This window comes from Cupriavidus sp. 2TAF22, from assembly GCF_052115045.1.
In the GTDB taxonomy this organism is placed as follows: domain Bacteria; phylum Pseudomonadota; class Gammaproteobacteria; order Burkholderiales; family Burkholderiaceae; genus Cupriavidus.
The window spans coordinates 76,285-98,781 of sequence record NZ_JBFRFX010000015.1 but is presented as its reverse complement, the minus strand read 5'-3'; the positions used below and the strand labels follow the sequence as shown (position 1 = coordinate 98,781).

19 protein-coding genes are annotated in these 22,497 nt (G+C 68.6%); 9 read left to right on the top strand and 10 right to left on the bottom strand.

Going from position 1 to position 22,497, the window contains the following annotated elements; genetic code table 11:
• Positions 1-2: 2 nt before the first annotated feature.
• From AB4Z48_RS19800 to AB4Z48_RS19775, 6 genes are all read left to right on the top strand, one after another.
• Positions 3-1,778, top strand: a complete 1,776-nt coding sequence (locus AB4Z48_RS19800) for a bifunctional alpha/beta hydrolase/class I SAM-dependent methyltransferase (RefSeq protein ID WP_441616985.1) — start codon at positions 3-5, stop codon at positions 1,776-1,778.
• Entirely contained in the window at positions 1,778-3,196 is a 1,419-nt protein-coding gene (locus tag AB4Z48_RS19795; protein WP_441617112.1) for a phosphatase PAP2/dual specificity phosphatase family protein, read from the top strand. Before AB4Z48_RS19800 ends, AB4Z48_RS19795 begins: the two co-directional genes overlap by 1 nt.
• Positions 3,177-3,689, top strand: a complete 513-nt coding sequence (locus tag AB4Z48_RS19790; protein ID WP_441616983.1) for a hypothetical protein — start codon at positions 3,177-3,179, stop codon at positions 3,687-3,689. Before AB4Z48_RS19795 ends, AB4Z48_RS19790 begins: the two co-directional genes overlap by 20 nt.
• 6 nt (positions 3,690-3,695) lie before the next feature.
• Entirely contained in the window at positions 3,696-4,334 is a 639-nt protein-coding gene (locus AB4Z48_RS19785; protein WP_441616981.1) for a lysophospholipid acyltransferase family protein, read from the top strand.
• Between the two features lie 5 nt (positions 4,335-4,339).
• Positions 4,340-5,302, top strand: coding sequence for a phosphatidate cytidylyltransferase (locus AB4Z48_RS19780; protein WP_441616980.1), 963 nt, complete (start codon positions 4,340-4,342; stop codon positions 5,300-5,302).
• Between the two features lie 391 nt (positions 5,303-5,693).
• A complete protein-coding gene (locus tag AB4Z48_RS19775) occupies positions 5,694-6,005 on the top strand; it encodes an H-NS family nucleoid-associated regulatory protein (protein ID WP_441616978.1) in 312 nt (103 codons plus the stop codon).
• A gap of 35 nt (positions 6,006-6,040) precedes the next feature.
• On the opposite strand, the gene AB4Z48_RS19770 is transcribed toward AB4Z48_RS19775, so the two are convergent.
• From AB4Z48_RS19770 to AB4Z48_RS19745, 6 genes are all read right to left on the bottom strand, one after another.
• Positions 6,041-6,394, bottom strand: a complete 354-nt coding sequence (locus AB4Z48_RS19770; protein WP_441616976.1) for a copper-binding protein — start codon at positions 6,392-6,394, stop codon at positions 6,041-6,043.
• A 46-nt stretch (positions 6,395-6,440) separates the two neighbouring features.
• Positions 6,441-6,929: a cupredoxin domain-containing protein gene (locus AB4Z48_RS19765; protein ID WP_441616974.1), complete on the bottom strand. Its 489-nt coding sequence runs from the start codon at positions 6,927-6,929 to the stop codon at positions 6,441-6,443.
• An 8-nt stretch (positions 6,930-6,937) separates the two neighbouring features.
• Entirely contained in the window at positions 6,938-8,239 is a 1,302-nt protein-coding gene (locus tag AB4Z48_RS19760) for a multicopper oxidase domain-containing protein (RefSeq protein WP_441616972.1), read from the bottom strand.
• A gap of 2 nt (positions 8,240-8,241) precedes the next feature.
• On the bottom strand, positions 8,242-9,726 hold the full coding sequence (locus tag AB4Z48_RS19755) for a TolC family protein (protein ID WP_441616970.1): 1,485 nt from the start codon (positions 9,724-9,726) through the stop codon (positions 8,242-8,244).
• A gap of 9 nt (positions 9,727-9,735) precedes the next feature.
• Positions 9,736-10,089 (bottom strand): hypothetical protein, encoded by a 354-nt coding sequence (locus AB4Z48_RS19750; RefSeq protein WP_441616968.1) that lies wholly within the window; start codon positions 10,087-10,089, stop codon positions 9,736-9,738.
• Between the two features lie 86 nt (positions 10,090-10,175).
• Positions 10,176-10,685 (bottom strand): hypothetical protein, encoded by a 510-nt coding sequence (locus tag AB4Z48_RS19745; protein WP_441616967.1) that lies wholly within the window; start codon positions 10,683-10,685, stop codon positions 10,176-10,178.
• Between the two features lie 180 nt (positions 10,686-10,865).
• Between AB4Z48_RS19745 and AB4Z48_RS19740 the strand changes: the two genes are divergently transcribed.
• Both AB4Z48_RS19740 and AB4Z48_RS19735 read left to right on the top strand, forming a co-directional pair.
• Complete coding sequence (locus AB4Z48_RS19740) at positions 10,866-11,543, top strand: heavy metal response regulator transcription factor (protein WP_441616965.1); 678 nt, start codon at positions 10,866-10,868, stop codon at positions 11,541-11,543.
• A 10-nt stretch (positions 11,544-11,553) separates the two neighbouring features.
• Positions 11,554-12,990, top strand: coding sequence for a heavy metal sensor histidine kinase (locus AB4Z48_RS19735; RefSeq protein WP_441616963.1), 1,437 nt, complete (start codon positions 11,554-11,556; stop codon positions 12,988-12,990).
• 105 nt (positions 12,991-13,095) lie between these two features.
• Here AB4Z48_RS19735 and AB4Z48_RS19730 read toward each other — a convergent pair whose 3' ends face one another.
• The 4 genes from AB4Z48_RS19730 to czcI form a co-directional block, all read right to left on the bottom strand.
• Complete coding sequence (locus AB4Z48_RS19730) at positions 13,096-16,323, bottom strand: CusA/CzcA family heavy metal efflux RND transporter (protein ID WP_441616961.1); 3,228 nt, start codon at positions 16,321-16,323, stop codon at positions 13,096-13,098.
• A 13-nt stretch (positions 16,324-16,336) separates the two neighbouring features.
• A complete protein-coding gene (locus AB4Z48_RS19725; protein WP_441616959.1) occupies positions 16,337-17,935 on the bottom strand; it encodes an efflux RND transporter periplasmic adaptor subunit in 1,599 nt (532 codons plus the stop codon).
• 29 nt (positions 17,936-17,964) lie between these two features.
• Positions 17,965-19,281, bottom strand: coding sequence for a TolC family protein (locus AB4Z48_RS19720; RefSeq protein WP_441616957.1), 1,317 nt, complete (start codon positions 19,279-19,281; stop codon positions 17,965-17,967).
• Positions 19,282-19,355: 74 nt separating this feature from the next.
• A complete protein-coding gene (gene czcI, locus AB4Z48_RS19715) occupies positions 19,356-19,787 on the bottom strand; it encodes a cation efflux protein, CzcI family (protein ID WP_441616955.1) in 432 nt (143 codons plus the stop codon).
• Positions 19,788-20,001: 214 nt separating this feature from the next.
• Between czcI and AB4Z48_RS19710 the strand changes: the two genes are divergently transcribed.
• Positions 20,002-22,497 carry a heavy metal translocating P-type ATPase gene (locus tag AB4Z48_RS19710; RefSeq protein ID WP_441616953.1) on the top strand — a complete coding sequence of 832 codons (2,496 nt, stop codon included), beginning with the start codon at positions 20,002-20,004 and terminating at the stop codon, positions 22,495-22,497.

Below are 22,497 nucleotides of genomic sequence, written 5' to 3'. Positions count from 1 at the left end.
ACGTGGACAGTCAAACCGGGCGTTCCGCCGTCGAGGCACAGTTCGAGACCCATGACGGGCAGTCGCTGTTCTACCGCCACTGGCCAGCCAGGGATGACGCGCCGCAGGGTGCCGTGGTGCTGTTCCACCGGGGCCACGAGCACTCCGGGCGCATCGCCCACCTGGTCGATGAGCTTGACCTGCCGGGACACGCCTTCTTCGCATGGGATGCGCGCGGTCACGGGCGTTCGCCGGGCGAGCGCGGATACAGTCCCAGCCTGGCGACGTCGGTGCGCGATATCCAGACCTTCGTCGACCACATCGCCGCCGTGCATGGCATTCCGGTCAGCCGCATCGCCGTGGTGGCGCAAAGCGTCGGCGCGGTACTGGTGTCCACCTGGGTGCATGACTACGCGCCACGGATCCGCTGCCTGGTGCTGGCCTCGCCGGCATTCAAGGTCAAGCTCTACATACCGCTGGCACGGCCTGGACTGAAGCTGATGCACAAGCTGCGCGGCAAGTTCTTCGTCAACAGCTACGTCAAGGCCAGGTTCCTGACGCACGATCCGGAGCGCGTTGCCAGCTACCAGCAGGATCCGCTCATCACGCGCCCGATCGCCGTCAATATCCTGCTCGATCTCTACGAGACCGCCGAGCGTATCGTGGCCGACGCGGCCGCCATCACGGTGCCCACGCAGCTGCTGATCTCGGGCGCCGACTGGGTGGTGCACCGCGCGCCACAGGACGCCTTTTTCGAACGGCTTGGCTCGGGCGTGAAAGAGCGTATCGTGCTGGACGGCTTCTATCACGACACCCTTGGCGAGCGCGACCGGGCGCAAGCCGTGACGGCCGCGCGGCGCTTTATCGTGCGCGAGTTCGAGATGCCGTCGGCGCCAGTCTCGCTGCTCGATGCGGACCGCAGGGGCGTCTTCAAGGACGAGTCCGACCGCCTGGGCCGGCCCGCAGCCGGCCCGGCCGGCATGTACTGGGCCCTGACACGGGCCGGCCTGAAGTTCGGCGGCCTGCTGTCGGACGGCGTACGCCTCGGGCAGCAGACCGGTTTCGACTCGGGCTCCACGCTGGACTACGTCTACTGCAACAAGGCGCAGGGCAGGTTCGGGATCGGACCGCTGATCGACCGCGGCTACCTGGACGCTATCGGCTGGCGCGGCATCCGCCAGCGCAAGGTGCATGTCGAGGAGTTGCTTGGCCAGGCCATCGGCACCCTGCGTGCCGCCGGCGTGCCGGTGCGGATCGTCGATATCGCGGCGGGCCACGGCCGCTACGTGCTCGAGGCCCTTGCCGCCAAGGTGTTCAACGGCTCCGCCGCGCAGCACGTGCAGAGCATCCTGCTGCGCGACTACAGCGACATCAACGTCAAGCAAGGCCGCGCACTCATCCGCAGCAAGGGCCTGGCGGATATCGCACGCTTCGAGAAGGGCGATGCATTCGACGGTGACGGGCTTGCCGCGCTCGACCCGGCACCCACGCTGGCCATCGTCTCCGGCCTGTACGAGCTGTTCGGCGACAACGCCATGGTGGCGCGCTCGCTGGGCGGCCTCGCCCGGGCGGTGGCGCCGGGCGGCTACCTGGTCTATACGGGGCAGCCCTGGCATCCGCAGCTGGAGTTCATCGCGCGCGCGCTGACCAGTCACCGCGCAGGTTCGGCCTGGGTCATGCGGCGCCGCTCGCAGGCCGAGATGGACGAACTGGTCCGCCAGGCGGGCTTCGAGAAGATCGCGCAGCGCATCGATCCGTGGGGCATCTTCACGGTCAGCCTGGCGCGCAGGGTCGCGTGATGTTCCAGCAGCAGGCCGAAGGCGGCAGCGCAGGCACGGCGCCGCGCATGGACGTTGCCGAAACCCGTCCGTGGGGTTTGGCGCTGGCCTTGCTCTGCGCCATGGGCGTGCTGTTTTTCTCTTCCTACGGCTTCGCCAACTGGCTGGCCAGCTTGCGCGCGGACGTGCCGTATTTCTACTTCGGGTGGGAACGGCATATTCCCTTCGTACCGTGGAGCATCGTGCCGTACTGGTCGATCGATCTGCTCTACGGCCTGTCCTTCTTCCTGTGGCGCACGCGCGCGGCGCTCATCACGCATGCCAGGCGGCTGCTGGCGGCGCAACTGATCTCGGTGGCCTGCTTCATCGCGTTTCCGTTGCGCTTTGCCTTCGAGCGCCCGCCGGCGGACGGCTTGCCGGGCCGTCTGTTTGCGCTGTTGGGCGGCTTCGACAAGCCGTTCAACCAGGCGCCGTCGCTGCATATCAGCTTGCTGGTGATCCTGTGGGTGGCCTATGCCATGCATGCGCGCGGTGCCTGGCGCTGGCTGCTGCATGTGTGGTTCGCGCTGATCGGCATCTCGGTGCTGACCACCTACCAGCACCATGCCATCGATTTGCCGACCGGCTGGCTGGTGGGCTGGTTCTGCGTCTTCCTCTTCCCGCTGGGGCAGGGCGAGCGGCGGGGCGTGGCCGGGCGCGGGGTGCGCACGCGCCAGCTTTCCGTGCGCTACGCCGCCGGCGCCCTGGGGGCCGGCGCGCTGGCGCTGGCGGTGCTGCCAGCCTCGGCCCTGGCGGCGTTGCTGCTTGGCTGGCTGGCGCTGGCGCTGGCCTGCGTGGCAGCGATCTACCGGCGGGGGTTGCCTGCGTTGTTCCAGAAAGGGCCCGACGGCAGCATGCCGATGGCGGCGCGGTGGGTGCTGGCGCCGTACCAGCTTGGCGCCTTTGCCAATTCGCGCTGGTGGACGCGCGGCCGGCCGCAGGCCAGCGAGATCGTGCCCGGTATCTGGGTGGGCCGCTTCCCCGACGCAGGCGGGCTGCGCCGGCTTGGCGCGCAGGCGGTGCTGGACCTGACCGCGGAATTGCCGCGGCTCGCGCCCGCCGGCATCCCCTATCGCTGCGTGCCGGTGCTGGACCTCACCGTGCCGCCGCCCGCGCAACTGGACGAAGCGGTGGCCATACTGGAAGCCTGGCATGGCGAGCGCCGCACGGTGCTGGTCTGCTGCGCGCTGGGCTATTCGCGCAGCGCACTGGTGGCCGCGGCCTGGCTGGCCGCACGCACCGGTGCGCGCGCCGTCGATGAGCCGCTGGCCCTGCTGCGCAAGGGGCGACCGCAAGTGGTGCTGCGCGCGGACAGCGTCGCGGCGCTGGCGGATTTCATCGGCCGCAGGCAGGCGGCGCAGTCTTCGGAAGGAACGGGCCATGGCGAGCGCAATGGATGACGACGGCCTGAACGACGGCGGCAGGCGCGATGCCGCCGCCGCGCACTGGGTGGCGCAGGCCACCGCGGGCGGGCTGGAAGCCGCGACCAGGCTGACATGGGCCGGGCTGGTGCTGGCGCTGATCAACGTACTGCTGGCCGGCACGCTGTCGCCGGCGGGCATGGTCTATCTCGCGCTGGGGATCGTGGCCGCCCTGTCCGGCGCCGTACAGTTGTGGCTGCTCGTGCGCGTCACCATCGATTGCCGGCTGTTCAAGGTGCTGGCCGATGTGATGGCGGATAGCGACGCCGGTGGCCTGGCGGGCAGTAGCGCGCCGCTGGCGGCACTGGATCGCGCGCTGCGGCAGTTGGGCTGGCTGAAGCCCGGCGTCCCCGGCGCCGCCAGCCGGAATCTGGTGGAGCGCGCCCGCGGCGCGCTGCGCTTGCTTCACTGGGCCGCGGTGCTGGCCGCCCTGCAATTGCTGGCGGCGCTGTTGCTACTCCTGCTGAGATAACGTGCAATGTGGATTTCCAAGCTGGTGGCACGCGCCATCATCCTGTTCGCTCGCCTGCTGACGGGCATGCAGGCGCGCTGGAACGGTTGCCTGCCGGCAGCCGTGCAGCGCATCTACTTCGCCAACCACAGCAGCCACGGCGATTTCGTGCTGATCTGGGGTTGCCTGCCGCCGGACCTGCGCTCGTTGACGCGGCCGGTGGCTGGCGCGGATTACTGGGACAAGTCCGCCGTGCGCCGCTTCATCGGGCGGGATGTCTTCAATGCCCTGCTGATCGACCGCACCAAGGGCAGCCAGGGTGGCGACCCGGCTGCCGATCCGGTCGCGCTGATGAAGACAGCGGTACTGCGGGGAGATTCGCTGATCCTGTTTCCCGAAGGCACGCGCAATACCACCGATGAACGGCTGCTGCCGTTCAAGAGCGGCATCTATCACCTGGCGCGCGTGTGCGGCAGCGTCGAGTTCGTGCCGGTGTGGATCGACAACCTCAACCGCGTGATGCCCAAGGGTGAGATCGTGCCGGTGCCGCTGCTGTGCACGGTTACCTTCGGCAAGCCGCTCACCCTCGGCGAGCAAGAGAGCAAGGACGATTTCCTGGCACGTTGCCGTGCCGGCCTGCTGTCGCTGGCGCCGGCGCTGGAGTAGGGACCATGATCCAATCTTATTCGAACGTACTGCGCGAGACGTGGGTGCTGTTCGCCGCGGTGTTCGGCGTGCTGGTACTGGCCTCCGCCGTGACGGCGGTGCTGCGCTGGCGCATTGCCGGAGGCCGCCCGCACGCGGTGATCGACAACCTGGGCGCACGTGTATCCGCGTGGTGGTGGATGATCGGCGTGCTCGGCGTGGCGTTCATGCTGGGGCGCACCGCCATCATCGTGCTGTTCTACCTGCTGTCGTTCTTCGCGCTGCGCGAGTTCGTCACCATCACCACCACCCGGCGCGGCGATCATCGCGCCATCGTGGCCGCATTCTTTGTCTTCCTGCCGCTCCAATATGTACTGGTCTATATCAGCTGGTACGGGCTGTTCTCCATCCTGATCCCGGTCTATGCCTTCCTGATCCTGCCCATCCTGTCAGCGCTCTCGGCCGAGACCACGCGCTTCCTCGAGCGTTGCGCGGGCGTGCAATGGGCGGTGATGATCTGCGTGTTCTGCATATCCCACGTGCCTGCGCTGCTGACCTTGCCGATCCCGGGCTTCGAGGACCGCAACCTGCTGCTGATCGCCTTCCTGGTGATCGTGGTGCAGGGCAGCGACGTCCTGCAATATGTCTGGGGCAAGCTGTTCGGCAAGACCAGGATCGCGCCCTTGCTGTCACCGTCGAAGACCGTAGAAGGCTTTGTCGGCGGCGTGGCCAGCGCTACCGCCCTGGGTGCTTCGCTGTGGTGGATCACGCCCTATGGATCGCCCTGGAAGGCCGGCCTGATCGCGCTGGTGATTGCCTTGATGGGTTTCCTCGGCGGGCTGGTGATGTCGGCCATCAAGCGTGACCGCGGCATCAAGGACTGGGGCCATATGATCCAGGGCCATGGCGGCATGCTCGACCGGCTCGACTCGGTGGTGTTCGCTGCGCCGATTTTCTTCCATGTCACGCGTTACTGGTGGGTGCCCTGAGCCAGTGCACGCGCAAGCATGCGCGGGCGGGCGCAGGCCACGCCGCATGCCGGCGCCGCCGCTGTGCGGCTTCGCCAGCGCAGTGGCGGTTCGGGCTGGTGCGGTGGAGGTGGACCTACGGGGCCATCCTTCCTGGCGTATACCCGGACACGCCGAACCGGGTTCGCGCCGCCTGCCTCGGCATGGGGCGGTACGTGCACCCGGGTGCGTGAAGGATGCTGCCATGGCGGCGCGCGCAGGGCCGTGAAATATGCCGTAGGAAATGTCTGCTCCAGCATTGGCGCAAGACCCTGTAAAATCCTCGCCTACAGGCGCGGCTCGACCCGCCCGGATTGCCCCCTTCCTTCCCTTTGCCGGCCCATCCTCGCCGGCAAAGTCAATTACGAAAGTCATGTCAGAGTCTGATGAAGCCAGAGTAGCCGCGGCGGCGTGGGTCCGTGAGCAGATGGATCGCCACGGCCTCACGCTCGAAGATTTGGTCGAAGCTGGTTGCTTTCCCGCATCGCTGCAGGAGCAGGACGAACCGGACGCCGAAGCGGCAGAGGTCGTGGAGGCGCCACAATCGCTGGCGGTCGCCAGGCCCGCCACGCCCCTTTACCGCAACGCCCTCGGCCAGAGCTGGGACGGCACCGGGGAGCGGCCGGAATGGCTGCAGCGCGCGGTGAACGCCGGGCAGTCGATGGAATTCTTCCGGGTCGAATAGCCCGGGGGACTGGCAGCGGATAACGGCGCGCGCGCCTACTGCGCCGCCGCTTCCACTTCCAGCGCCGTGATCGTCAGCGCGCCATTCACGCGCGCCACGCTGAACCGCACCCGGTCGCCTTCCTTCACCCGCCCGACCATGGCGGGATCCTGCACGCGGAAGATCATCGTCATCGCCTGCATGTCCAGGTTGGCGATAGGGCCATGCTTGATGGTGAGTTTGCCGGCAGCGGCGTCCACTTTGCGGATTTCGCCTTCGGTCATCGGGGCCGGTGCCGCGGCAGTGGCGCTGGCGGTGGCCGCGCCGGTTGCGTCGGCCGCCATCGCGGGCAGCGCGGCCGGGGCGCTCAGCAGCGCGAGCAGGGCGATCAGGGATGTGCTGGGTTTCATGTCGGTTCCTTGTTCCTTGTTCCTTGTTCGTTGGCGTTCGGGGTAATCAGCGCACGCGGATCTGGCCGCGCATGCCGGCGTCGAAGTGGCCCGGTTGCAGGCAGGCGAATGGCACGCGGCCGCCGCGCGTGAAGTGCCAGACCAGTTCGCCGCTCTTGCCGGCATCGAGCGTGACGGCATTGGGGTCGGCGTGTTCCATCTCGGGCATCTTCAGCATGGCGGCGTAGTGGGCCTTGAGGTCGGCGTCGCTGCCGATCACCATCTCATGGCGCAGCCGGCCGGCATTGCGCACCAGGAAACGAATGGTTTCGCCGGCGCGGACGGCGATCTCCGACGGCGTGAAGCGCATGTCGTCGCTCATGTCGATGACAATGGTGCGGCTGACCCTGGACGCATCGCCAGGCTGGCCGATTGCGTCGCCGCCCTCGCTGGCATGGTGTCCGGCATGGTCGCCCGCGGCAAACGCCGGGGACCATGCGAAGACGCTCGCTGCGGCCAGCAGCGCGGCTGCCGCGCGGGATTTCAGTTTGCTCATCGGTCTGGTCATTTGCCTGCGCCTTTTGCCTCGGTGTATTCGAATGCGACCGTGCCCTTGGGGTGGCGGTACCAGCCCGGATCGCGATAGTCGTCGCGGCCGAGCCCTGCGCGCACCTTGAGCACGCTGAACATGCCGCCCATTTCGATGGGCCCGAACGGACCCTGCCCGGTCATCATCGGCAGGGTGTTGTCCGGCAGCGGCATCTCCATGCCGCCCATGTCCGCCATGCCGGCTTCGCCCATCGCCATGTAGTCCGGCACCAGGGCGTTCATGCGCTTGGCCAGGTCCTTCTGCTTGACGCCGATCATGGTCGGCACCTGGTGTCCCATGGCGTTCATGGTGTGATGCGACTTGTGGCAGTGGAAGGCCCAGTCGCCCGGATTGTCGGCCACGAACTCGATCGCGCGCATCTGGCCCACGGCCACGTCCGTGGTGACCTCGGGCCAGCGCGCGGACGGCGGCACCCAGCCGCCGTCGGTGCCGCTGACTTCGAAGCGGTGGCCGTGCAGGTGGATCGGGTGATTGGTCATGGTCAGGTTGCCGAAGCGGATGCGCACCCGGTCGCCCAGGCGCACGGGCAGGCTGTCGATGCCCGGGAACACGCGGCTGTTCCACGTCCACATGTTGAAATCGGTCATCTCCGCCACGCGCGGGGTGTAGGAGCCCGGATCGATGTCGTAGGCCGAGATCAGGAACACGAAGTCGCGGTCCACCCGCATCTGTGCCGGGTCTTTCGGATGCACCACCAGGAAGCCCATCATGCCCATGGCCATTTGCACCATCTCGTCGGAGTGCGGGTGGTACATGAAGGTGCCGGCGTGCTTCATCTCGAATTCGTAGACGAACGTCTTGCCCGGCGGGATATGCGGCTGCGACAGGCCGCCCACGCCGTCCATGCCGGCCGGCAGGATGATGCCGTGCCAGTGCACCGTGGTGTGCTCCGGCAGCTTGTTGGTGACGAAGATGCGCACCTTGTCGCCTTCCACGCATTCGATGGTTGGCCCCGGGCTCTGGCCGTTGTAGCCCCACAGGTGCGCCTTCATCCCCGGGGCGAACTCACGCTCGACCGGCTCGGCCACCAGGTGGAACTCCTTCCAGCCTTGCCGCATGCGCCACGGCAGGGTCCAGCCATTGAGCGTGACCACCGGGTTGTAGGGCCTGCCGGAGGCGGGCTGCAGCGGCGGCTGCGTGGCCGTGCTCGATTGCAGCGGTGCCTCGGGCAGCATCGCCGCGCCGGCGCGCGACACCAGCGCCGCGCCGAGCATGGCGGCGCCGGAGCCATGCAGGAATTGTCGTCGGGTGACCATGTTCAGTTTCCTTTGGGCAGGGCTGCGCTTTCCGGGCGGGCGGCGGCCACGGAAGACGGTGCGGAGGGCAGGGAAGGCGGGCGCGCCGGAGCCGCTGCGGCCGGTGGCCTGGCTGGCGCGCCTGCGCCGTCGGGCAGGCGGCCGCCAAGCGCGGCCTGCAGCTCGGTTTCGGCCAGCCAGTATTCGCGCAGCGCGTCGAGGTAGCCATTGACGGCGTTGACCTGCTCGCGCGCGTCCGACAGCAGCTCGAACACGCTGAGCAGCATGCCGTTGTAGCGCAGCAGGGCTTCGTCGGAGATGCGCTTGCGCAGCGGTACCACCTCGTCGCGGTAGTGCCGCGCGATATCGTAGCGGGCCTGATAGCCGGCGTAGCTCTCGCGGACTTCCGAGCGGGCGTTGATCGCGTTTTCCGCCAGCCGGCTGGCCGCCTGCATATAGACCGCCTCGGCGCGCGCCACGCGCGCGCCGCCCCAGTCGAACAGCGGGATCTCGAGATTGATGGCATAGCCGCTTTCGGTGGGCTTGGYCGTTTCGGAGTTGCGCAGGTAAGCCACGTCGATCACGCTGATGAAACGCGTGGCGCGCGTGAGGCCGAGCGAACGCGCCAGGCTCTCCAGCTGCACGCGGCCGGCCTGCAGGTCCAGGCGATTGCCTACTGCATAGCCTTCGAGGTCGGCGAGTGCGGGGCGCGCCTTCGGCAGGTCTGGCAGGCGCTCCGGCAGGCGGTACTGCGCGCCGCTGCCCCACAGGCCGAGGCGGCGCGTCAATTGCTCGCGTGCCGCCAGCGCCTGCTGGCGCGCACGGGCGAGCTGGGTGGTGGCGTCGGCATAGAAGGCCTGTTCGCGTGCATGGTCCAGGGAGCTGACGTTGCCCGCGCGCGCAAGATCGCGGGCGAACAGCGCGCCGGTCTCGGCCGCGTGCCTGACCTGTTCGGCATAGCGCACCGCCTGTTCCGCGGCGACCGCGTTGACGAAGGCCTTGCGTGTTTCGAATGCATGCCGCAGGAGGCTGTCGGCCACCGCCAGCCGGGTCTGCGCAAAGCGGTCCTGCTCGATGCGCGCCGCCAGCGGCAGCGTCAGCAGGTTGACCAGGCCCACCGCGATGGCGCGTTCGATCTTCAGGTCGTCGCCCTGGCGCGTGCGGCTGAAGGAGAAGCCGGGATTGGGCAGGCGCGTGGCCTGCACGTATTCGGCCTCCGAGATGCCGAGTTCGGCGAATGCGGCCTGCAGGCCAGCGTTGTTGAGCAGCGCGACCTGCACCGCGCTGTCTGCATCGAGCGGCTGCGCCAGCAGCGACCGGGTGCGCTGGTAGGCGTCGGCGCGCTCCTGGTCGGAGCGGATCCACAGCGCGTCCGTGCCCAGCCGTTCGCGCGCAGCAGTGGCAGCAGTGCCGAAGCCGCCGTCGTCGCTGAAGCTGGCGCAGCCGGCCAGCAGCAGGGCGCAAGTAGCCACGGCCGCCCGCAAGCACCCTGGAATGGAGAGAAACATGCGGCTTCCTCAGTGATGGCGGGCGTGGCCGCCGGGAGCGGACGCGCTGCCGCCGCCGTTGCCTGGCGCTGCCGGCCCTGGCGTGGCTGCGGGGGCATCGGATGCCTTTGCGGGGAGCGCGCCTGGTGCTACCTGCGCATTGGTCTGGCGCCAGGGCGCCACGGCCTGGGCCTGGAATGGCAGGTAGCCAGCCAGGACGTCCAGCGATGGCAAGGACGGCACGGGTGCGCCGGGATCGAGTGGATCGGCGGGCGCGGCCGGGCTGGAGGCGGCGTTGGCGCTGGCGCCGCTGCCGGGCTGGGCCGATGACAGGGCCGGCCCGAGCAGCAGGCACGCTGCCGCCATAAAGCGGACGAAATGCATGACAACCTCAGTGTTCGTGGATTGCGCCATGGTCGGCGCGGGGCAAGACGAACCTCAGCGAGCGTGCGATGGACGCACCTCGGGTGTCAGCAGCGTGCGGCGGGGGGACGGTCGGAGGGAGCGGGGAGAAAACCCGAGAAGGCCGCGAGCGCGGCCTGGGGGGCAGCGTGGCCGTGGCTGGCCAGCGCGAGTTCGGGCAGCACGGTGGGCATTACCGCGCCGAGCGCGCATGCCGAGCATGCGCTGCAAGTGCCGTTGGCGCCGTGCCCGGCGTGGTGGCTCTTGGCATGGTGATCGGGATGGGCCGGGTGGGCGGCGGCATCCGCCATATCGTCCACGTCGTGCGGCGCGGCCGTCGTTTCCTCGCAGTGCGCGCCGGCATGGCCGGCCAGGGCCGCTTCCGCCTGTGACTTCATGGCGGCGTGGCGCAGCATCATGGAGTCGATGGCCGGCGAATCGGCCGGCATGAGCGCCCCGGGCGATGCCTGGATCGACTGCGCCGTGCTGCACACCATCATGACTGCCGCCGCGATACCCTGTGCGGGCAGCGCGATCATGGCAAGACACAGCAGGAAGCAGCTCAGGAGGCGTTTCATCGAGGCCGGGCGAAAATGGATGCGGTATTGTACCTGCATTGAAAGCCGCGCGACCATGACGCCAACATGACAATGCTGACATCTTCGGCCATCGTTGCGAATCCTCGTATAGCGTGTCGGTGTGTTGCGAGCGGCGCGAGGGATGGTGGACAGCCGCTGGCTGGCCAGGAGTGAATGGAAATGCGCATACTGATTGTGGAAGACGAGCCCAAGGCGGGGGATTACCTGCGCAAGGGCCTGGGTGAATCCGGCTTCGTGGTGGACCTCGCGCGCGACGGCGTGGACGGGCTTGCCCACGCGCGCGGGCAGGAGTACGACCTCATCGTGCTCGATGTCATGCTGCCTGGCATGGACGGCTGGAAGGTGTTGCAGGAGCTGCGCCGCGAGCGCGATACGCCGGTGCTGTTCCTCACCGCGCGCGACGAACTGTCAGACCGCCTCAAGGGCCTGGAGCTCGGCGCGGACGACTATATGGTCAAGCCCTTCGCCTTTGCCGAACTGGTCATGCGCATCCGCACCATCCTGCGGCGCGGACCGCTGCGCGAGAGCGAACTGATCGAGGTGGCGGACCTGCAGATCGACACTGTCAAGCGCCGCGTCACGCGCGACGGGCAGAAGCTCGAACTGACCTCCAAGGAGTTCACGCTGCTGCAATTGCTGGCGCGCCGCCGTGGCGAAGTGCTGTCGCGCTCGCTGATCGCCTCCCATGTGTGGGACATGAACTTCGACAGCAACACCAATGTCGTCGATGTCTCCATCCGGCGCTTGCGCGCCAAGGTCGACGATCCTTTTCCCCGCAAGCTGATCCATACCCGTCGCGGCATGGGCTACGTGCTCGAGGACGAGGATACGCAATGATCCGGGCGTCATGATGCGTTCCGTGCTGCGCCTGCCCGCTTCGCTCACTGCCCGCATGGCGCTGGCCTATGGCGCGGCGACCGTGGCCATTCTGGTGGCGGTGGGCACCTACCTGGCCAGCGCGCTCGCTACCCAGTTGCAGGAGCGCGACGAAGGCGAACTGGTCGGCGAAGTGCTGCTGGTGCGCCATCTGCTGCGCGAAGTCAGCACCGAAGCCGAGGTCCGCGCCGACACGCATCGCTTCGCCGATCTCGCGCTCGGCCACGAAGGCCTGATCCTGCTGGTACGTGGCAGTCAGGGCGAGCCCCTGGTGACGCTCAATCCGCGCCATGAGCCGGTGCCGGTACTCCCGGTGCTGCCGGCCACCGCGGCGCCGGACAAGACGCTGCTGCGGACCTGGTACCCCCGCAACGGCGTGGCCTCGCGCGGCATCGCCGCGCTGGGCCAGCTCGGCGATAGCGAACGCACCGTCGAGATCGTGGTGCTGCGCGATGCCGGCTACCGTGTCGCCTTGATGAAAGCCTACCAGTCGCAGATGCTGTGGGCGACGCTGTGCGGGGCCGCGGTGGCGGCCGGCCTTGGCTACCTGCTGGCGCGGCGCGGCCTGCGGCCGCTGCGGCGCATGGCCGAAGACGCCTCCGCCGTGACCATGAGCAGGCTCGCCACGCGTCTCGACGCCGGGCAGGCACCCACCGAGCTGCGCGCGCTCGTCGACGCGCTCAACGACATGCTTGCCCGTCTGGAAGACAGCTTCCACCGGCTCTCAGAGTTCTCGGCCGATCTGGCGCACGATTTCCGCACCCCGATTAGCAACCTGATCGGCCAGACCCAGGTCACGCTCGGCCACAGCCGCCCGGTGCAGGAATACGAAAACCTGCTCGAGTCCAACCTGGAAGAATACGAGCGCCTCGCCCGCATGATCGAGAACATGCTGTTTCTCGCCCGCGCCGATCACGCACAGGTCGCCATGAAGGTGCGCGCGCTGGATGCGCGCGCCGAACTCGACAAGGTAGCGGAGTATTTCGAGGCCGTGGCCGCGGACCGCGACATCAAGGTGCGGCTGGCCGGGCACGGCATCGTGCGTGCCGACCAGACCCTGCTGCGGCGCGCCGTGACCAACCTCGTGGAAAACGCCTTGCGACACGCCCCCGCCGGCAGCGCCGTCGACATCCGCGTGACGGCCGACAGTGCCGCCACCACCATCCGGGTCGGCAACGGCGGCGCGGGCATCGCGCCGGACGCGCTGCCGCATGTGTTCGGCCGCTTCTACCGCGGCGATCCCGCGCGCAGCAACTCTTCCACTTCCACCGGGCTGGGGCTGGCGATCGTCGACACCATCATGCGCCTGCATGGCGGCCGCGTCAGCGCGCGCAGCCGTCCCGGGGAGACGGTGCTGGAGTTGTCGTTTCCGGTAGCGAACCCCTCGGCGGAACGCGCCAGCGGGTAGGCCGCCTTGCGGCGGCGCGCGGCCTGCGGACCGGCTGCGCGCTCTGCGCGCCATGCGGCAGGACCATCCTCATGGCCCTGCGCCACGACTTCGGCTACGGCACGATCAGCCTTCCGGGAGTGCCGGCGCCATTGGCGTGCCGGCTCCGGCTTCCTCCCGCTCCTCCTTCTCCTCGTTCTCCTCCTTCTCCCACTCATCGCGCCGGTGCGCCAGCCGGTAAAGCACCGGCAGCACCAGCAGCGTCAGCGCGGTGGAAGACAAGATTCCCCCGATCACCACCGTGGCCAGCGGCCGCTGTACCTCGGCCCCGGTGCCGGTGGCGATCGCCATCGGGATAAAGCCGAGCGAGGCCACCAGCGCGGTCATCAGCACAGGGCGCAGGCGGGTGAGGGCGCCGGTGTGGATGGCCTCGTCCAGGCCCTTGCCTTCTTCGCGCAGGCTGCGGATGAAGGAGAGCATCACCAGGCCATTGAGCACCGCGACCCCCGACAGCGCGATGAAGCCGACCGCGGCGGAGATGGACAGCGGAATGCCGCGCAGCCATAGCGCGAGGATGCCGCCGGTGAGCGCGAAGGGGATGCCGGTGAAGACGAGCAGGCCGTCGCGCATGTTGCCGAACATGGCGAACAGCAGCACGAACACCATCAGCAGTGCCACCGGCACCACGATCTGCAGGCGGGTGGTGGCGGACTGGAGTTGCTCGAAGGTGCCGCCCCAGGTAACCCAGTAGCCAGCCGGGATCTTGATCTGGCGGTCCAGCGCAGCCATGGCTTCGGGGACGAAGCTGCCGACGTCGCGGCCGCGCACGTTGGCGCTGACGACGATGCGGCGCTTGCCGTTCTCGCGCGAGACCTGGTTGGGGCCGGGCGCGAGCGTGAGCGTGGCGATCTCGCCGAGCGGGATGTAGCTGGTGGGGGCGGCCTCTGCGTTGCGCGCGGCGCCGCCCCTGGGCAGCGGGATGGGCAGGCGGCGCAGGGCTTCGACGTCGGCGCGGATGCCTTCGGGCAGGCGCACGCCGATATTGAAGCGGCGGTCGCCCTGGAAGAAGATGCCGGCGTCGCGTCCGCCCACGGCGATGGCGACGGTGTCCTGCACATCGGTCATGTTCAGGCCGTAGCGTGCCGCGCGGGCGCGATCGACATCCACCGTGAGCACCGGCAGGCCGCTGGTCTGCTCGACCTTGACCTCGGCGGCGCCGGAGATCGCCTGCAGTACGCCGGCGACTYTCTGCGCGGTGTCTTCCAGTACCTGGTTGTCGTCGCCGAAGATCTTGATGGCGACATCGCTGCGCACGCCGGAGATCAGTTCGTTGAAGCGTAGCTGGATCGGCTGCGAGAACTCGTACTTGTTGCCAGGGATGGTTTCCAGTTCGGCTTCCATCTGCGCCAGCAGTTGCTCGCGCGGCTTGCGCGGATCGGGCCACTGCGCGCGCGGCTTGAGCATGATGTAGCCGTCGGAGGCGTTGGGCGGCATGGGGTCGGAGGCGATCTCGGCAGTGCCGGTGCGGGCGAAGACGCGTTCGATCTCGGGGAATTTCGCCTTCAGCCGGGTCTCGATCTGCTGCTGCATGGCGACCGACTGGGTCAGGCTGGTGCCGGGTATGCGCAGCGCCTGCACGGCGAAATCGCCTTCGTTCAGGTTGGGAATGAACTCGCTGCCCAGGCGCGTGGCGAGCAGGCCGCTGAGCAGCACCGCGACGGCGGCGAACGTCAGCACCACGGGCGTGTTGGCGATGCTCTTGCCGAGCAGGGGGGCATAGGCGCGCTTGGCCCACAGCATGAGGCGGTTTTCCTTCTCGGCGACCTTGTCGCCGATGAACAGCGCCACCGCGGCCGGCACGAAGGTGACGGACAGGATCATCGCGCCGACCAGCGCCAGCACCACGGTCATGGCCATGGGATGGAACATCTTTCCTTCCACGCCGGTGAGCGCGAAGATAGGGATGTACACGATCATGATGATGAGCTGGCCAAAGACCAGCGCGCGGCGGGCCTCCTTCGATGCGGCGAAGACTTCGTGAAAGCGCTCGCTGCGCGTGAGCGGCCTGCCGTGGTGCTGCTGGGCATGGGCCAGGCGGCGCACGCAGTTCTCCACGATGACAACGGCGCCGTCGACGATGATGCCGAAGTCCAGCGCGCCGAGGCTCATCAGGTTCGCGCTGATCTTGTAGGTCACCATGCCGGTGAAGGTAAACAGCATGGACAGGGGGATCACCAGGGCCGTGATCACGGCTGCGCGCAGGTTGCCGAGGAACAGGAAGAGGATGACGATGACCAGCACCGCGCCTTCGACCAGGTTCTTCTTGACGGTGGCGATGGCGCGATCCACCAGCAGGGTGCGGTCATAAACCGTGACGGCCCTGACGCCTTCCGGCAGCGAGCGGTTGATGGCCTCCATACGCTTGTCCACCGCCTGCGATACGGCCCGGCTGTTCTCGCCGATCAACATGAAGACGGTGCCGAGCACGACTTCGCGCCCGTTGTCGGTGGCGGCACCCGTGCGCAGTTCGCGCCCGATGCCTACGTCGGCGAGGTCGCGGATGCGGATCGGCTGGCCTTGCGCGCTGCCGACGATGATCTCGCGGATATCGTCGACCGACCTGACCTGGCCTGGTGCGCGCACCAGGTACTGCTCGCCGCGCCGCTCGATGTAGCCGGCGCCCACGTTAGCGTTGTTCTTCTCCAGCGCGGCCACCACGTCCTGCAGGCTCAGGCCATAGGAAGCCAGCCGCTCAGGGCTGGGCGCCACCAGGTATTCCTTGGCGAAGCCGCCGATGGAGTTGATCTCGGTCACGCCGGGCACGGTGCGCAGCTGTGGCTTGATGACCCAGTCCTGGATCTCGCGCAGGTCGGTGGGCGTGTAGGCGCTGCCGTCGGGCTTCCTGGCGCCGTCTTCGGCTTCCACGGTCCACAGGTAGATCTCGCCCAGGCCGGTCGAGATCGGGCCCATCTGCGGGGCCACGCCGGGCGGGAGGTTGCGCGCGGCCTCCTGGATGCGCTGGTTGACGAGCTGGCGCGCGAAGTAGATGTCAGTGCCGTCCTTGAAGATCACCGTCACCTGCGACAGCCCGTAGCGCGACAGCGAGCGCGTCTGTTCCAGCCCCGGCAGGCCGGACATCGCGGTCTCGATCGGGTAGGTGACGCGCTGCTCGGTCTCGAGCGGCGAATAGCCAGTTGCGGCGGTGTTGACTTGCACCTGCACGTTGGTGATGTCGGGCACGGCGTCGATGGGCAGCCGGCTGTAGTTGTAGACGCCGAGCGCGGCCATGGCGAATACGGCGAGCAGCACCATCCAGCGCTGCGCGATGGCGAAGCGGATAAGTCGTTCGAACATGAGGGTCTCCGCCTTAGTGGCTGTGCTCGGCGCCGGCCTTGCCGAGCTCTGCCTTGATCACGAAGCTGTTGCCTGCCACGTATTTCCAGCCGGTCCTGAGGCCATGCGTGATCTCGACCAGCTTGCCGTCGCTGCGGCCGGTCTTGACCGGCTGGGCCAGGAAGCCGCCCGGCACGACGACGAACACCACCTGCTGGTCGCCGTTGCTCTGCAGCGCCTGCGCGTCGATGGCGACCGGCACGTCGGCGCTGGAATCGGTGACGGCCACGGTGACGAACAGCCCCGGGCGCCAGGCCATCTTCGGGTTGGGCAGCGTGACGCGTGCCGTGGCGGTACGGGTCTGCTGGCCGAGCAGGGAGCCGACGTAGGACACCTTGCCGCCGGCCTTGCCGTCGAAGGCCGTGGAGGCAATCCGCACCTTCTCGCCGACGCGCACGCGGTCCAGATCCTTGGGCGCGATCACGAACTCGGCCCATACGCTGCTGAGATCCGAGATGGTGAAGACATTGGCGTCCGCCGCCACGGCTTCGCCGAGCGCGAGGTGCTTCTCCACCACGGTGCCGTCGAATGGCGCCCGCAGCTCGAAGCGGTTCAGTGCGCGCGCATTGCCCGCGTTGCCACTGGCACCGATGGCGGTGAGCTTCTGCGTGGCGTTCTGGGTGGCGATGCGGGCTTCCTGCAGCGCGGTGCGCGCCGCAAGATAGTCCTGTTCGGCCGAGATCCTGTCCTCCCACAGCTTTTTCTCGCGGCGGAAGGTGGATTCGGCGAGTTCCAGGCGCTTCTGCGCGGCCAACAGTTCGCTGCGCTGGTCCGACAACACGGTGCTGGCCAGCACCGCCAGCAGGTCGCCCTTCTTCACCTGCTGGCCGAGGTTGGCGGAGACATTTTCCACCACGCCGGCCACGCGTGGCACCACGTGGGCGGTGCGGTCCTCGTTGAAGCGGATCTCGCCGGGGAAGGCAACGGTGCCTTCGATACGCGCCGGGCCGGCGCTCTGCAATGCCAGCCCCGCGCCCTGGATCTGCTCTGGCGTCATCTCGATGCGACCTTCCTCCCTGGCCAGCTTGATGGCAAGCGGTGCACTCGCACCTGGCAACGTCACGTCCAGGCGGGCTTCGAAAGCATGGGGCTCGTCGATGGCGCCTTCGCTCTGCAGATAGGACTGCGCTGGCCTGAAGGCGAGGGTTTCGGCCTCGCCGGTGAGCCGCAGCAAGCGTCCGGAGATCTTGACGCTGCCGGGTGCGACCGGCTTGCCTGCCTGCGCGGCCCAGACATGCATGCGCGGCGCGTCCTGGCCGGCGGCGCCTTCGGCCACCAGCACTTCGACCGTGGCGTCGCCCTGGCGGAACAGCTGGCCGCCGTTGGGGCCGGTGGTGCTGGCGTGGTGTTCGGCGTCGCCGTGCGCGTCCGCGTCGTCGTGCGCGGCGCCGGGCCTGGCGCCGTGATGCTCGTTGTCATTGTGGGCGGCAGCCTCGGCATGGGTGCCGCTGCCGTGCCCGTGTCCGTCCGCGCCGCCGTTGCCACGCCCGACGAAAATCAGCGCCGCGCCGGCCAGCGCGCCGCCGGCCAGGATGATGGCGACGGCCGTTTTCTGCTTGGTGTTCATTGCCATGATGGAATTCCTTTTGAGCCCTGACGGCGCTAGCGGCCGAGAATGCGGTCGATGGTGGTGGCGGCCTGGTAGGCGCTGGCGACCACGCCGAGATAGCGGATGCGTGCCTGGAACCACGTACGCTGCGCATCGAGCACGTCGAGGAAGTTGAACTTGCCGGCTTCGAAGCCGCGCGTGGCTGCATCGAATGCTTGCCGGGCGGCAGGCAGCACCGTGCTCCTGAGCGTTTCGGCCGAGGTGCGCGACACGGTCAGTTGCTGCGCGGCCTGCTGCAGTTCCCTGGACAGCCGCACCTGCGTGGCGCGGTACTCGTCCGCGGCCTTGTCGGCCTGACGCATGGCGGCGTACAGGTTGCCCTGGTTGCGGTCGAACAGCGGCAACGGCAGCGCCACGCCGAGCACCGGCATGGTGCCGCGATCCGAGGCGTTGTCGCGCTTGCTGCCAAGGCTGACGGTCAGGTCCGGATACTGGCGGCTGCGCTCCACGCCGATCACGGCCTGGCGCCGCTCCAGTTCAAGCCGGCTGCTTACCAGTTCGGGCGCGGCGTCGAGCGCCTGCATCAGGATGGCGCCGTCAGGGCGCGCGGGCAGGGCATCGAGGTTGCCGGCGGCTTCGCTGAAACGGGCTTCGCCGCTGCCCCACAGGCTGGCCAGCGACAGGCGAGCCGTGGCCAGAGCCGCTTCGGCGTCGGCCACCTCGAGTCCGGCATTGGCTTGCTCGACGCGCGCCTTGCTTTCTTCCAGCGGCGCGATCTTGCCGGCGGCCACGCGGCGTGCCGCGGCCTGCGCCCCTTTGGCGGCAATTTCGGCCGAACCGAGCGCCAGCCTGAGCCGTTCCTGCGCGATGACCACGCCGAAGAAGCTCCCGATCACGCTGGCGCGCAGGTCGGTGCGCGTCACGCCAAGCTGGGACTGGGCCAGTTCGCGTGCCTTCTGCGCGGCGCCGATGCGCGCGGCCCGCTTGCCGCCCAGTTCGATGGGCAGGTTGATCTGCGCGGTGGTGGTGCGCGTGTCGCGGCGGTTGTCCTCGAACAGGACCGCCACTTCGGGGTTGGGGATCACCCGCGCCTGGGCGATGCCACCTTCCGTGGCAGCCAGTTCATGGCCAGCGGCGGAGAGCGTGAAGTTGCGCTCGGCCGCCAGGGCCAGGGCATCTTCCAATGTCAGCGCGCCGGCTGGCTCAGCGGAAGATGCGGCAGCCTGCGTGGAAGAGGAGGCAGACGAAGGCGCAGGAGAATGCGCCAAAGAAGGCGCCAAAAAGTCCGAAGAAGGCGCCGCGTCCTGCGCGAACGCGGCCGGGCCGAGCAAAGCTGCCGCCAGCCCGAGCGGCATCACAAATGTTCTCATCGAATTTCACCGGAAGGAAACCAGGGAAGCTCGGCGAGACGAAAGTCTGGAGATGGGTGGAGTCGTCTCGCCGGTCAGGCGGCGAGCGACCACTGCGGACGGTCGGGCGTGGCGCCCGGCGCGGAGAGGAATGACGCGGCAAGCGCGTGGTAGGAGATGGTCATGCCAGGATGCGAGCCCGTGCTGGCAAAGTCCGGCAGCACCAGTTGCGCGCCGGCGAAATGGCAGACCGCGCAATCCAGGTCCGGCAGCTTGGTCTTGCTGCTGCCGTCCTTGGCGTCCCGGCCGTCGGGGCTGTGCTGATCGGTAGCCGCGCCCTGGTGGGCATGACTGTGGTGGCCGAAATGCCAGCTTGCGCCCGCGGCATTGGCGCCGCCGTGCTGACCGTCATGGCCGCAATACGCCGCCGCACCGGCCCAGGCGAACTGGAGCGGCAGAAGGAGGGCGAAAAGCAGGATCAGGAACCGGCGCATGTGGCGGATTATATAGGCAGCGGGTTTGACCATGACGTACGCAGGGGATAAGCAGGCATTTCCCGGGAGATGGCGACAGTGGTGGCCTGCAGGCGCGGACCGGTGATTCGAGCCCGGAAACGGCCGGGGGTTCCCGTGGCCGAAGCGGCATGGCATGCACATTCCCGGCCCGGTAGACGGGGCTTGACCCTGTAGTCGCTCCAGGGTCTTAAATGGCGATAAGCCACAATAAGCAGGGAACACCGCCATGCCTAGCGCAACGCCAGACCAAACCGCCGTCCGTGACCGGAAGGGCAGCAGCCACGACCACGCGCACGACCATGATCATGACCACGGGCACGTTCATGGGCACGTTCATGGACACGTTGATGGCGACGACCACCAGCACGGGCATGGACCGGATGGTGAACAGCATGCGCACCGGCATGCGCCACATGCGCATGACCATCAAGGCCATCGGCACGACCACAACCACGAACACGACCACAAGCACCACCACGCCGGCGAGGCGGCCTGCTGCGGCAGCGCCTGCGCGTCGTCCGGGGTAGCGCCGACAGCCGCCGTGGCGGTGCCGGCGGGCGCGGCAATGGCCACTTATCGTATCGATGCGATGGACTGCCCGACCGAGGAAACCCTGCTGCGCAACAAGCTCGGCGGCATGGCCGGGGTAGCCGCGCTGCAGTTCAACCTGATGCAGCGCGTGCTGACGGTGCACCACACGCTGGATTCGCTGGACCCGGTGGTGCGCGCCATCGAAAGCCTCGGCATGAAGGCCGAGCCGCTGTCGGAGCAGGCGGCCGAACTGGCGCCGCAGGCCGCCAGGCCGTGGTGGCCGCTGGCGCTTGCCGGCGCAGCGGCGCTGGGCGCGGAAGCGGTGGAATGGCTGCACGTGCCGGGGCAGGACTGGCTGGCACCGGTGCTGGCGCTGCTGGCCGTCGCCATCGCCGGCCTCGGCGTGTACAAGAAGGGCTGGATCGCGCTGTCCAACGGCAACCTGAATATCAATGCGCTGATGAGCATCGCCGTGACGGGCGCGATGCTGATCCGGCAGTGGCCGGAAGCGGCCATGGTGATGGTGCTGTTCGCGCTGGCAGAACGCATCGAGGCGGCGTCGCTGGACCGGGCGCGCAATGCGGTGCGCGGCCTGATGGCGATGGCGCCCGAGCAGGCCACGGTAAAGCAGGCGGACGGCAGCTGGCAGGCGGTCGATGCGCGCGCGGTGTCCATCGGCGCGCTGGTGCGGCTGCGCCCGGGCGAGCGCGTGGCGCTGGATGGCCGGGTGCTGCGCGGCCAGTCCACGCTGGACCAGGCGCCGATCACAGGCGAGAGCGTGCCGGTGGACAAGGGCGTGGGCGATGCGCTGTTCGCCGGCACCATCAACCAGGCCGGCGAGTTGGAATACGAAGTGACCGCGGCCGCCAGCGGCTCCACGCTCGCGCGCATCATCCACGCGGTCGAGGCCGCGCAGGGCAGCCGCGCTCCCACGCAGCGCTTTGTCGACCGCTTTGCCCGCGTGTACACGCCGCTGGTCTTCCTCGGCGCGGTGCTGGTGGCGGTGGTCCCGCCGCTGGCGCAGGGCGGCGACTGGAGCGCGTGGATCTACAAGGCCCTGGTGCTGCTGGTGATCGCCTGCCCGTGCGCGCTGGTGATCTCGACGCCGGTGACCATTGTCAGTGGACTGGCTGCGGCGGCGCGGCGCGGCATCCTGGTCAAGGGCGGGGTCTATCTCGAACAGGGCAAGGATCTAGCGTGGCTGGCGCTGGACAAGACGGGCACCATCACGCACGGCAAGCCGGTGCAGACCGACTACCTGCCGCTGGGCGAAGTCGTCGCGGGTGGCGCCGCGGCGAGCGACGCGGCCCGCGTGGTCGCGGCCAGCCTCGCGGGCCGCTCGGACCACCCAGTGTCGATGGCGGTGGCCAGCGCCGCGCGCGCCGCAGGCATCGCGCTGCTCGATGTGCGGGACTTCGCGGCGCTGCCCGGCTACGGCGTGAGCGGCACCGTCAACGGCCGCGCCTACTATCTCGGCAACCACCGCCTGATCCATGAGCGCGGGCTGTGCTCGCCCGAACTCGAGGCCACGCTGGAAGCGCTGGAGCGGCAGGGCAAGACGGTGGTGCTGCTCGGTGCCGATCACGGTGTCGAGGCCCTGTTCGGCGTGGCCGACACGGTCAAGGAGAGCAGCCGCCAGGCAGTGGCCGAGCTGCATGCGCTGGGCGTGCGCACGCTGATGCTGTCGGGCGACAACCCGCACACGGCGCAGGCCATCGCCGGGCAGGTGCAGATCGACGAGGCGCGCGGCAACCAGTTGCCGCAGGACAAGGCGGATGCCATCGCCGCGCTGAGCGTGAAAGGTGGCGAAGGGCAGGCGCGCGCGGCCGGCAGCGGCAAGCGCGTGGTGGTGGGCATGGTGGGCGACGGCGTCAACGACGCGCCCGCGCTGGCGCGCGCGGATATCGGCTTCGCCATGGGCGCGGCCGGCACCGACACCGCCATCGAAACCGCGGACGTGGCGCTGATGGACGACGATCTGCGCAAGATCCCCGCCTTCATCCGCCTGTCGCGGCGTACCTCGGCGATCCTGAAGCAGAACATCGTGCTGGCGCTCGGCATCAAGGCGGTTTTCCTCGTGCTGACCGCGCTCGGCCTGGGCACCATGTGGATGGCGGTGTTCGCCGACATGGGCGCGAGCCTGCTGGTGGTGTTCAACGGCCTGCGCCTGGCCAAGGCGGGGCGGGGATAA